Raw genomic sequence first — 12,499 nt, 5'->3', positions numbered from 1 at the left:
CACCGACCTCGAACTTGACGATTGCGGCAGTGCCCGAGCCTTCGAAATAACGAGACAGTTTCGCGAGGAACCAACCCATGGCTGAGCGCCCGCTTTGTAGACGAAAGACCACTGTGCAGTATTCCTCGCTAGGTGGGCGGCAGAGGTGGATGGATGGTTGAGCAATAGTAGGAAGCTGGTCCGACATCAAAAGACTCCTTGCCAAACGCAGTTGGCCTCAGCGTTGGTCAGACGAAAATTTTGTTAAGAGAACTACAGCTTGGCGATTCACTTCATCGAACCTCCGCGCACTTGCTTAAAGTAGCTATCGCTGTGCGCCATTCCGGGAACAATTCGATGGCCATCGCTTGCATGGTTTCCAGTGCCGATGGCGAGCGTCGATTACGGGACCGGCGCGTCTCGATCCGGTGGACTGGCAGACCGAGGGAGGCAGCATTGAGATACGCCACTGCGTCTGGAACTACGGTGTCTAGTACCGAGATACTGGTAGCCCCGGCGAAGGTCTCGCGCAGGCCACGGATGATCATACGTGTGTCTACTCGGATGCTATTTATCTGGTTCAGCAGCAGTCGCAACGGTGGCAGCGTAATACCCAGGTGACGAAATGGTTCGAGTTCACTGAATAGCCTCAAAGTGCCGCGGCGTAGTTCGCGGGCAGCGAGCATTTCCGGTGTGATGGGAGAGAGGGCGATATCGCAGGCGAGGATGGCCATCTCCAACAGCACGCTACGTGCGCCTTGGGTGTCGATCAACAACAGGTCGTAACGGGGACGGAAATGGTCGAGCAGATTACGCAGCCGCAATCGCCCGTCAGGGGCGTGCAGCAGCAAAGTGCTTAGCCGACCTTGATCGTCGTTGGAGAGGATCAGGTCGAGACCGACGACCACCGTTGTGGAAATTATCCGCGCAGGATCTGTCTGGTTGAGCGCAATGAGTTCGTACGCACCGGCGATGGCCTCGTGGTTCAAGGCGTAATAGCTGGAGAGGGTCGGTTGGCTATCCAGATCGAGCAGCAGGACGCGTAAGCCCGCATCCGCCAGCAGACCGCCGAGATTGGCCGCTACTGTGGTTTTGCCTACCCCACCTTTGGTGGACACCACCGAGACTACACGCATGGCATCAGGCCTGCTGCGCCAAACGCTCAGTGATCCACTGTTCGATCTCCAGCGAGTCCCAGCCGACGGCGCGCAGCCCAATGCGTTTGGCTTGAGGGAATTTACCTTCCTTCATCAAGTTGTAGATGTGCGCGCGCTTGAAGCCGGTTTTTCGTTCCACTTCATCACGGCGCATAATGTAGCGCTCAGCATTTGGGCGGCTGGCGGGCTCGGTAGCTGATAACTGATCTCTCATGACGAATACTCCGTAGCACATATCGGCTTGGCGAGGATGTGTGTGGCATTCAAAATCATGACGCGGAAAAAAACACCGCATAATGCGATATTCGTGGCCGCGATTTTCGGTACTAGTCTGAACAGTCGTTACTGCGTTTGGCTGCGGCGAATTTCTCCTCAAGTGTACGCTGAGTAAAGCCTGGCCTGCCGCGGTTGTTCGCCATAAGGACACTAATGATTGATGCTTGGCTGGTGAAGCTTGAGTAAGGGACGCCGCTGGGTGTCTTGCCAAGTAGCAGCCTGATAAACGCTTCGATTAGCTGCAAATACGCTCGTTCAGATCGCTGATTAGGTTTGCTAGCATTGCGCATACGGACGAGTAACTTGGCATTTTCCTGTCGCAGATCATTTCGATCTTCGGTAAGCTCAAGAATAGTTTTTTGGGCGCGTTCGCGCTCCGCTTTGTACATCCCGAGTTCCACCAACAACGTCTTGTAAATATCTAGGGTATGAGGTGAGATGGCCTGTCTTTCGCACTGATCAAACAGGAAGTCGGGTTTCTCCATTGGGTGGTACTGGGTAAACCAGTGTTTTAAGTGCGCATGCCGAATGGTCAGAAAGGGAGGGTCCACAATTTCACTTGTATTCACGGTAACTCCCATGTACCCATATGGCAACTCTTTATGACGAATCGCATCCCATAGCAGTCCCATTCTGTGACGAAGACACGGCCACTGTTTCAGTTTTCCTTCAAATAGGACCGAATACTCAGTCTCTTGTAAAATTCTGGTTTCAAACGGCATCAGCTGGCAGCAGCGAATAGCAATTTCAAGGGGGCGATAAAAAAGTTTTGCGTGAGGGTGGTTGCGATAATCTTCCATAAAGAGTTCCTGTCCGTCGATCAAGGTCGGGACTGAGTATCGGGGACCCAGCACCCATATCATCATTCCTTCGTCGGTAGAGCTGGATGTGATTCTTTAATGGCAATGTTTATCTATTGCTCGCCGTTTGTCGAAGATTCTGGGGCGAATGACCCTCCGTAACGAAATCTTTCATGTTATCGAAAAGCGGCTTGCCTGCCAGTTCTCACGTCCTCGAAGCTTTAATTGGCCGAAGCACCAAAAATGAATTGATCATAACCTCTTTTTCATGGTCTATTCAGACTAAGACTCCCTCTTTTTTACCTCTAGGATCACGCCCGAAAAATATCGTTATCCAACTGGCGTAAGCAGCTCAGTTCTGAGGGAGCAGCATGGTCCAAAAATAAGTCACCTACCGAGAGTTAGTCCAGCCGAATCACGTCTGCTGACGCCCTTGACGCGGCCGGGTTGTCTTAAATCGAGCGAGGCGAGTATTGCTCGCACGGGCCTTTACCAAGAGCAAATCACTGCCATGGGCCACAAAGTGACGACTCGCGGCGAAAAAAATCTGCTCTTTCGCAATTCTTGTAGGTCCTAAATGGACCTGTGTGGTCGCGGTCGAGAGTTTGCCCGACCGAGAGAGCTTACACCCTCTCTCGGACGGCTCGTCATTGCTCTACCAATTCAAAGGATATTCCGTTATTAAGCGCACCTCATCCAATGATGTGCCGAAGTCATTGCGATACGTTGCCTGGCGAATCTTGAAACTCAGTTTTTTTGCCGGACCACTTTGTACAACATAAGCGAGCTGCACGTTTCGTTCCCATTCGGTGGCGTCGGTGACTCCGGAGGGTAGAGTGATGTTATCGCCATGTACATAGCGAACCATAAAGGCAAGACCCGGTATCCCAAGAGATGCGAAATTATAATCGTAGCGTGCCTGCCAAGATACTTCGTCTTCTCTTACGAAATCACCAAATTGGATGTAGTTGGCCAGATAGTTGCTGTCACCGCCATCAACGCCGTATGAGTAGGCGCCCTTGCCGTGAACTTGCTGGTTCGCTACAGCAAAGGTATGCGGCCCATACAGATAGGTTGCTTTCAAACTGAACGCACGATTATCCAACTCGCCTCCACGTTGTTGACCGCTGCTTTTGAGGTCATAACCTCGAAAGTCAAATGTTAGCGTCTGTCCTGTATTGACAGGCAACGTCCAACTGGCACCCACATAGGTTTTGTCCCAGTAGTCTTCAACATGTGACCCGTAAAGCGATGCGCTAAGCGACGGGGTGAACTTATAAGTGGCGCCGAGGAAGTCAGCCTTAGTCAAAGGCGATGAGTCGTGAGAGGTCCGCTCCTTGAGCGTCATGGAGGTGATATGTCCGGCCTCAATGGTCAGATTGGCAATCTCCTGGCTATTCAAATAGAAGCCGCGTGCGGTTTCGGGAAGCAAGCGCGAATCGCTGTTGGTGAAGACGGGAGTGTTTAAAATCTGATCACCATACTTCAATACGGTCTGCGACATTTTTATTTTGATTGCTCCCCCAGCCTTAGAGTAATCATCCTGCGCATGGTCGACACCGGCCTGACGGTTGCCGCTGCTCGGTAATAGCCCGGTATTAATGCGATCAGAGCTGCTGTCCAGTTTCATCCCGTACATGCCGATTAGGTCCAGACCGAAACCCAAGGTGCCGGAGGTGAAGCCCGAGTTGAAAGTGCCGATAAAGCCCTGTGCCCATTCCTCACGGTAGTTCTGAGGGGCGTTAGCCTGGTGATAATCACGGTTGAAATAAAAGTTACGACTCAGCAACTGGGTCTTGCTGTCCTTGAAAAATGGCGATTCGGTCAAATCCTCTGCGCAACTCCACTGGGAGGTGGTGGCGGCGAGTACCGCTGTGCACAACGCTGGTAATTTGTTCATGGTGGGTTATGTCCGTAGTGGTAAGGGCAGTCTTCAATCGATTGCTTTCTGGTTATGGGTACAGCTTTTTTTGGCCGCAGAAGTCCTCACGGCGGTACTAGCGCCGCAGCGGGGACTTTGCGTCAAAGGGTCAGGCGTGCAGCGAGATCAGCAACTAGCCAGTGGTGGGTACAGCGGCTGCGGCGAATCGGGAGATGTCGAACTCGTTTATCGGCGTGCTGCTGGCTCCGGTGGCAATGAGTTCGGCCATGACGTCGCCCACTCCCGGACCCAACTGAAAACCGTGGCCGCAGAAACCGAAGGCGTAAAACAATCCATCGACCTGGCTGCTGGCACTTATGATGGGCCGGTCATCGGCGGTATAGCCTTCGACCCCGCTCCAAGTTCGGATCACATTGACATTCGACAAGCTGGGGGCAAGGCGGCGTAAACGACCCAGTTGCTCCACAACGGCCTTCGGATCAGGTGGTGACAGAAGCGCGGAGGCGTCCAGATGAGTGTGATAGCCGCCTCCGAATACGATGTTTCCGCGCGTCACTTGACGGAAATAGACGATTTCGCTTTTGATTTCAGAAAAAACCCCAACCACTTCCTTAAATCGATAGGGCAGGGGCTCGGTCACAGCCATATGGGGCCCCCGTAGTTCGATAGGTACCGTTTCCCCGAACTGCGAAGACAAGCGGCTGCCCCAGCCGCCTGCTGTAATCAGTACCTTGGCGGCATTGAAGGTTTCACCTGCGCAGCTCGTCAACGTGAAATGATCACCGTTTTTTTCGACTCGGTTGATTTCGACTTGCTCGCGCAGCACCGCGCCCTCACGGACTGCCGCACGGGCAAACGACGGCGCTGCAAGCCTGGGATTGGCGTGCCCGTCATACGGGGCATGGGACGCGGCGAGTACATCAGGACCAAGATAGGGAAAGCGCTGACGCATTTCTTGACCCTGATAGATCGTCAGCCCAAGTTCGCTCAGTTGTGGATTACTGTTGTACGTACGCAGCAATTCGAGTTCCGACTCTCTGTAGCACGCACGCACATGGCCGGTAGGAATGAACTCCAGGTCCTCGCCGATCAGCTCGGGCAAGCGCCCCCAAAGCGCTCTGGACCGATTGGCCAACGGGATCTGGGACAGAATGCGGCCCTGACGGCGCACATTGCCAAAATTAGTACCGCTGGCGTGCTGGCCCACCAGGCCACGCTCAAGCATGAGGACTTTAAGACCACGTCGTCCCAGAAAGAAGGCGCTCGTCGCGCCCATGAGACCAGCGCCTACAATGATTACGTCGGGGTGCCGGCTATTCATTTAACGGACTCCTTGGATGCCTCAGTCGCTGGACTGACTTGCAATGGTCGAACGGGAGCCTGGCCTCGCAAGCGGCCGACTGTTTCTACCGGTACGTGGGCGGCGCTGGCAATGATCTGGGCTCCAGCCTCCGCACAATAACGGCCTTGGCAACGGCCCATGCCGACACGGCTGAACGCCTTAGCGCGATTAGCTTCGCAGGCATGTCTTTCCCGTACCACGGCACGTAAATCGCCGGCGGTTATACATTCACAGCGGCAAACAATCGCCTCGTTCGGCAACTGCGCCGCGTGGTCTGCGGGCCACGGAAACGCTTGAGCCAGGCCCATGCGGAAGCGGTCAAGAGCCTTGAGCAAGGTGCGCTGCTGGAGTACAAATTCCGCATCGATCGCAAATCCAAGGTCTGACAGCACTGAGGTCGCCATCAATCGCCCCGCGGCTTCAGCCGCATCGGCTCCACGGACACGTGCGCAGTCGCCGGCGGCATAGACGTTGGGGCGGGAAGTGCGGTAATCATCGTCAAGCTGCATGACCCATTGGCCTGTCTCGCGCTCGAAACCGAAGGCGCATTTGGCCAGGTCGGCTAACTGGGTCTCAGGCCGCAAGTGATAGCCAACTCCGACGGCGTCGCAAGCCAAACGCTGGTATCGGCCTGCACGATCAAACCAGGAAACCGCGCAAACGCCCGACGCCTGGTCGCCTTGAATTTCGTCCGGGCGTATGCCGGTATGGATAGGGACCCGGGCCCTCCATAAGCGCCACATCAATTGCAAACCGGTAAGCATTACCATGGGGCGTGCAAGCATCATCGGCAATGCCTTGAGGCGTTGAGATAGCGCTGAGGTGTCAAGCACCGCGGCCACTTTGGCGCCCGCCTTGACGTACTGCGCAGCGACCAGATACAGCAACGGCCCTGTGCCCATGAAGACTACGCAATGGCCGATGGATACAGCTTGAGCCTTGAGTGCGATCTGCGCTCCACCGAGACTGAATGTTCCTGCGTGATGCCAACCTTTGACCGGCAACAATCTGTCCGTGGCCCCGGTGCAAAGAATCAGCCGATCAAATTCGACTTCGCGGTGTTCGCCCTTGCATGAGGCATACAAGGTTTTCCCGGAGATTCCCCAGACGCAGGTTTCCGGCCAGTAATCGATATGATCAAGCAGACTGTCGAAACATTCATGCAAGGCCTTGGCTTTGCTTGCTTCGGTGCCATAGAGTTGACTGTATCCACGGGTGAATCCCGAAGGCTGGCGTCGATAGATCTGTCCGCCGTCTCGGTTGTTTTCGTCGATGACCAGAGGACGGATCCCGTAGCTCACCAGCACTTGGGCACAACGGGTACCGGCGGGGCCCGCACCTACGATGACTACACGAGGTTCCATGCCGCCTCCGGGGAGCGAGTGATTATCGACAATCCTTCCCGAACAATGGTGCTACATGCACGTAGTCGCTCGCCGTCAGTAGTCCAAATCCAACAATCCTGGCATGCACCCATCAGGCAGAAGCCTGCTCTGCTACCCTTATCGAATTCAGACTCCCGCAAGCTATTGGTATGGGAAAGAATCGCAACCATGAGGGTATCGCCCTGCAAAACTTCCACGTGTTGACCATCTATCTGGATACTGATCTGCGGCCGCGCATGCTCGGCCAAACGCTTGAATCTGCCGGTCATACGGTCTCTCCTTGACTTACCCACGGTTGATGATGCTGCAGACGCGCAAGGTCCTCGGCGCTGCGATGGCAAAGAACAAGATTGCCCTGGGGAAAGCGCTTGAGTGGCGGTGCGATGGTGTCACAGACGCCCTTGATATGGGCTGGGCAGCGGTTGCGGAAGGTACACAGAACCGCTGGGTCGCTACCAGGGGGTAGGGGAACTGTATTCCAAACCGGAACAGGCTGATCGTCGAGCCAGTGACGCCGCATTTGAGGTACCGAACGCGTCAGCAGATCGGTGTAGGGATGCAAGGGGCCACGGCTCAATGTCTGGCGACTGCCTACTTCGACTTGGTGACCTGCATAGAGTACGACGACTTCATCACAAAGTTCTTTGACCGTCGAGATATCATGACTGATGAACAGGTACGACAAACCTAGTTCGCGACGCAATTCGATCAACAGCGCAACGATAGCGGCACCGACCACTGTATCGAGCGCTGACGTCACCTCATCGCAAAGGATTACCGACGGTTCGGCAGCCAGCGCCCTAGCTAAGTTAACGCGCTGTTTTTGACCTCCGGATAACTCACTGGGGTAGCGGCTTATTACGCTAGCTGGAAGTTGCACCAGATCGAGCAACTCCATAACGCGCTTCTGTTGCTGTACGCGGCTCATACGACGGTAGATTTGCAGCGGACGACTAAGAATTTGCGCGATACTTTGAGAAGGATTCAAAGCGGTGTCGGCGTTCTGATGAACCAGTTGGATTTGACGAAACTGCTCGGGAGTACGTTTGGACAGAATGCCTGGCAACCGTTGGCCGTCAAATATCAACTCCCCTCGCGCAGCGGGAAGAAGCCCGGCGATAGAGCGTGCCAGGGTCGACTTGCCTGAGCCGGACTCGCCAATGATGCCGATGGATTGCCCACGGTGGAGATCGATATTGATGTCATACAACACTTTGATAGCGGGCAGGCCTTGTGAGTCCTTGTCGCCATAGCCGGCAGTCAGTCCGGATACCTGCAACAGGGCGTTCTGCATCGGCTTTACAAAGAGTGATTGTGTGACGTTCGGAGGCTGGGCGGCTTGCATCAGCTCGCGCGTGTAGATGTCGGTGGGAGCCAGAAGCACCTGGTCGATAGTGCTCGCTTCTCGCACACTGCCGGATTTGAGCACCAGAATCTGGTCGGCCATCTGCGCCACGACAGCCAGGTCGTGGGAAACATAAACTGCGCTGATGCCGCGCTCGCGCATGACTTTTTTGAAGGTGCGCAATACTTCAATCTGGGTCGTTACATCCAGCGCCGTGGTGGGCTCGTCAAGGATAATCAGCACCGGGTCGGTGATTAACGCCATTGCCGCCATCACGCGCTGGAGCTGCCCACCGGATACTTGGTGGGGATAGCGTTCACCAATGGTTTTTGGGTTGGGCAGCGCTAGTGCTTCGAACAGTTCAATGGCCCGCTCGCGCGCCTGAGCGCGGTTCATCAAGCCGTGTATCAGTGCCGCCTCAATGACCTGTTCCATCAACCGTTTGGATGGGTTGAATGCCGCTGCCGCGCACTGCGCAATGTAAGCGACAGTGCGGCCACGCAGCTTATGCAGTTGTGCGTTGTTGAGAGAGAGGACCTGAATGTCGTCTACCCGCACCGTTCCGCCGCTCAGGCGACAACCCTCGCGAGCGTAGCCCAGCAAGGACAGGGCGATGGTGGTCTTGCCGGAGCCAGACTCACCGATCAACGCCATGACTTCGCCCTTGCGTAGCGTGAAGCTTACTCCTCTGACGATTTCGGTTTCGCTACCATCTACACCGTCAGCGGTCACTCGCAGGTCGATCACTTCTACCAGATCGGTCATGTCAGAATCCTCCCCGGTGCCGCGCCGACAAACTGTCGATGAGCAAATTGACGCCGATGGTCAACGTACCAAGGCTGATAGCCGGCCAGAGCACAGCAGGTACGCCCTGGCTCAGCCCCGAAATATTCTCCCTGACAAGGGAGCCAAGGTCTGCGGCCGGTAGTTGTACGCCAAGCCCTAGAAAGCTCATACCACTTAGCAGCAGCACGGAAAATACGAACCGCATGCCGAAGTCGCTCAGGATTGGCCCCATCATGTTGGGCAGCATTTCCCTGGCGGCGATGTAAAAACGGCTCTCGCCGCGACTGCGCGCAACCAGCACGTACTCCATCTGTGCAATGTTTAACGCCAGGCTCCGGCAGATTCGAAAGCAACCGGGACTATAGGCGAGCACGGCCATGATGATTAGCAGCGGTACCGAGGAGCCGAACACCGATACCAATACCAGCGCAAGCATCTTGCTGGGCATTGATATCAACGCATCCATAATCCGGCTAACAGCTTCATCCACCCAGGTATTGGAAAGCACTGCCAACAGTCCTAACGTCACTCCGGTCAAGCAGGCCAGTACGGTAGAAATGAGTGCCAGGCCGACTGAATAACGAGCACCGTCCAGGATGCGGCTGAGCATATCGCGACCCAGGAAGTCGGTGCCCAGCATGTGTGTCCCGCTGTAACTGGCGAAAATATCCTGGGACACCATATCGCTGGGATCGAAAGGCGCCAGAAAATTGCCGAACGCCGCGACGAACAACCAGAACAGCACCAGAAAGGCGCCGATCATTGCGCTCACGGGGCGCCGTACGGATTTTTTCTTGGGCTGGCGCAGGGTATCCTCGGCGGGACGCTGCGAAGTAGCATTGTCTTGGCTCATAGGCTTCTCAATTTCGGATTGGTGATAACACCGAGCACGTCAGCGATGATCAAAAGCAGCAGATAGGCGCTGCAGAACATCATTGCGCACGCCTGTATCAGCGGCATATCGCGGTTGGCGACTCCGTCTACCATCAATTGCGCGAGCCCCGGATAGTTGAATATGGTCTCGATGATCACTGCTCCGCCTACCAAGTACGACAAACTGACAGCGATTGCATTGGCGATTGGACCGACCGTGTTCGGCAGAGCATGGCTAAGCACCACTCGCACCGGTCCAACGCCCTTCAATCGGGCCATTTCGATGTAGGGCTTGCTCATCTGATCGACCAGTGCGGCCCGAGTTAGCCGCGCCATCTGCGCGGTAATTACACAGCACAGGGTGGCTACCGGTAACGTGTATGCACGGATGAATTCCAGCGGACTATCAATGTCCTGAATAAATACCAAAGCTGGCACCCACTGAAGCTTAACTGCGAAGATCAGCACCGCCAGGGTTGCAATTAGAAACTCAGGTATCGCCACGGTGGTCATGGTCGCGGCGTTAAGACTGCGGTCGAGCGCGCTACCTCGGAACATTGCGGAGGTGATGCCGATCACCAATGCCAGTGGCACAGAGATGGCGGCCGTGACAGCCGCAAGAGTTGCGGAGCTACCCAGCCGGGCGCCAATCAGGTCAGTGATTGGTGCATGGCTGGCCAACGACATTCCCAAGTCGCCCTGTAGCAACCCATAAAGCCACGCAAAATAGCGAACCACTGCGGGGCGCTCCAAGCCCATTTCTTTGCGCAACGCTTCCAATTGATCTGGGGTGGCGAATTGTCCCAACGACTGCTGAGCGGCATCACCTGGCAAGAACGCAGTGACGAAAAAGACCATCAGTGACACGACGATCAGTGTCAGTACGATACCGCTCGCGCGTCGCGCGATATACAAAAAGGTCTTGAGGCTCATGGCCTTCTGCTCCCGGAAAAGTCTAACGCCCGCACATCAGGCCTCTAGCCACACATACTCTGCGAATTGATAGCCCATAAGACCGCCCACGGGGATCGAATCGAAACCTTGGAGCTTTTTCGAGACTCCATCCAACGTGCTAACGAACATCGGTAAGCCGATACCGCTATGCTGATGGATCAGAGTCTGCATGTCGGCATACATTTGCTTGCGTTTGATGTCGTCGGTTTCCGCGCGTGCGAGCACTAGCAACTGATCGAATTGCTCGTTTTTCCAACCTGATTCATTCCAGGCTGCATCTGATTTGAAAAACTGTGTCAGCTGGATATTTGCAGTTGGGCGTGAATTGATGGCCCCGAAGCCAAAGGGGTCCTTCATCCAGTGCGCATCCCAATAACCATCTGCGGAAACACGGTTGACCGTAATATTGAGTCCGGCTAGTTTCGCTGACTGTTGTAGTACCACGGCCATTTCATTAGCGCCTTCTGGTGCGGCGGATGTCACCAGAGGCAAGCGCGCACCACTTAGCCCCGCCTTGGCAAGCAGGAACTTGGCTTTTTCCGGATCGTATGGGCGTTGCGGCAGATCGGCGAAATGATAGGGAGTGCCAGGCATTATCGGCTGGTCATTACCTATCACACCGTAGCCTAGGAAGACCGCTTTTTTGATCTGCTCACGGTCAAGAAGGAGCTTGATCGCCTCAACGACATTGGGGTCGTTGAAGGGCGGCTGCGGTAAGCGCATGACTAGATCAGTATAAGTACCTGTGTTGGTTGTCTTTATCACCGCATTAGCACTTTGCTGTACACGGCTGGCTGAGCGGGGGTTGACTGACGCGATCAGGTGCACGTCGCCGGCCAGTAATGCATTGACTCGCGATGGCTCATCGGTAATGCCAATCAGTTCGATTTCGTCGAGGTAGGGTTTGCCGGGTTTCCAATAATTCTCATTGCGCACCGCCTGCGTGCGCACGCCAGGCAGAAATTGCGCACACTTGAAGGGTCCTGTGCCGTTGGCGGTCGTGAAAGCGGTGGTGCCGTCGGCGATGATCAGAAAATGCGATATCGCCAGGACTGCCGGTAACTCCGTGTTTGGATAGGTGAGGGTGATCTGGACTTCGTTATCGCTGATCGCTTTAACATCGGCAAATTGTTCTGCCAACGATTTGACTTTAGATCCTATCAGCGGCTCCTTGTGACGCATCAACGAATAAACTACGTCGGCCGCAGAGAAGCTCTTGCCGTTGTGAAAGGTCACTCCTTTGCGCAGCTTGATCGTCCAGGTCTTCGCATCGTTAGTTTCAAATGTTTCGGCCAGCCCCATTTGCGGGGTAAGCTTGCTATCGAAGAATGTCAGGCCGTTGTAGAAAAGATTATGTCGGGTGTAGTCCGAAGAGAACGCGCCACGGGCCGGGTCAAGAGTATCGGCCGCAGATGAGGCCGAGGCAGCGACGCGAATTTTGCCTCCTCGCTTGGGAGTAGCATGTTTGCCCGTCGGGGCGTCGGCGGCCCATATGGAACCACTGGTGCCGAGCAAGGCCCCAACACCGGTGGCCATCAGACCAGCGCCACCAAGCAGACGCAGCGAGTCTCGCCGTGACATACCTCGATTCAAGGCTTCGAACACCGTCGTGCTTTGTTGAGCACTGATCAGTGGGCTGCCTAGTTCTTTATCACTCATGCCAACGTCCTCTTATTATATGGAACTACTATGGATGCGCTTTGGATGTGCGTGCGGGTGT

The 12,499-nt window shown here is 55.1% G+C and carries 11 protein-coding genes; all 11 read right to left on the bottom strand.

Going from position 1 to position 12,499, the window contains the following annotated elements; genetic code table 11:
• Window positions 1-272 precede the first annotated feature (272 nt).
• Window positions 273-1,115: a ParA family protein gene (locus LQ215_RS04005; RefSeq protein WP_068934437.1), complete on the bottom strand. Its 843-nt coding sequence runs from the start codon at window positions 1,113-1,115 to the stop codon at window positions 273-275.
• Between the two features lie 4 nt (window positions 1,116-1,119).
• Window positions 1,120-1,350: an AlpA family transcriptional regulator gene (locus tag LQ215_RS04000; RefSeq protein ID WP_068934439.1), complete on the bottom strand. Its 231-nt coding sequence runs from the start codon at window positions 1,348-1,350 to the stop codon at window positions 1,120-1,122.
• Between the two features lie 112 nt (window positions 1,351-1,462).
• Window positions 1,463-2,212, bottom strand: a complete 750-nt coding sequence (locus LQ215_RS03995; RefSeq protein ID WP_068934545.1) for a hypothetical protein — start codon at window positions 2,210-2,212, stop codon at window positions 1,463-1,465.
• Between the two features lie 655 nt (window positions 2,213-2,867).
• Complete coding sequence (locus tag LQ215_RS03990) at window positions 2,868-4,112, bottom strand: OprD family porin (protein WP_068934441.1); 1,245 nt, start codon at window positions 4,110-4,112, stop codon at window positions 2,868-2,870.
• Window positions 4,113-4,266: 154 nt separating this feature from the next.
• On the bottom strand, window positions 4,267-5,415 hold the full coding sequence (locus LQ215_RS03985; RefSeq protein ID WP_068934443.1) for an NAD(P)/FAD-dependent oxidoreductase: 1,149 nt from the start codon (window positions 5,413-5,415) through the stop codon (window positions 4,267-4,269).
• The gene (locus tag LQ215_RS03980) at window positions 5,412-6,800 is read right to left on the bottom strand and encodes an NAD(P)/FAD-dependent oxidoreductase (RefSeq protein WP_068934444.1); all 1,389 of its coding nucleotides are present in this window, start codon (window positions 6,798-6,800) and stop codon (window positions 5,412-5,414) included. The genes LQ215_RS03985 and LQ215_RS03980 overlap by 4 nt, the downstream gene beginning before the upstream one ends.
• Complete coding sequence (locus tag LQ215_RS03975) at window positions 6,785-7,090, bottom strand: (2Fe-2S)-binding protein (RefSeq protein WP_068934446.1); 306 nt, start codon at window positions 7,088-7,090, stop codon at window positions 6,785-6,787. Before LQ215_RS03975 ends, LQ215_RS03980 begins: the two co-directional genes overlap by 16 nt.
• The gene (locus tag LQ215_RS03970; RefSeq protein WP_068934448.1) at window positions 7,087-8,931 is read right to left on the bottom strand and encodes an ABC transporter ATP-binding protein; all 1,845 of its coding nucleotides are present in this window, start codon (window positions 8,929-8,931) and stop codon (window positions 7,087-7,089) included. The genes LQ215_RS03975 and LQ215_RS03970 overlap by 4 nt, the downstream gene beginning before the upstream one ends.
• 1 nt (window position 8,932) lies before the next feature.
• Window positions 8,933-9,805 (bottom strand): ABC transporter permease, encoded by an 873-nt coding sequence (locus LQ215_RS03965; protein ID WP_068934450.1) that lies wholly within the window; start codon window positions 9,803-9,805, stop codon window positions 8,933-8,935.
• A complete protein-coding gene (locus tag LQ215_RS03960) occupies window positions 9,802-10,758 on the bottom strand; it encodes an ABC transporter permease (protein WP_068934452.1) in 957 nt (318 codons plus the stop codon). Before LQ215_RS03960 ends, LQ215_RS03965 begins: the two co-directional genes overlap by 4 nt.
• Before the next feature lie 36 nt (window positions 10,759-10,794).
• Complete coding sequence (locus LQ215_RS03955) at window positions 10,795-12,438, bottom strand: ABC transporter substrate-binding protein (RefSeq protein WP_068934454.1); 1,644 nt, start codon at window positions 12,436-12,438, stop codon at window positions 10,795-10,797.
• Window positions 12,439-12,499: the final 61 nt, after the last annotated feature.

This window comes from Pseudomonas brassicacearum (assembly GCF_918698105.1).
Lineage (GTDB): Bacteria > Pseudomonadota > Gammaproteobacteria > Pseudomonadales > Pseudomonadaceae > Aquipseudomonas > Aquipseudomonas brassicacearum_F.
This window is presented reverse-complemented; position numbering and strand designations above follow the sequence as displayed.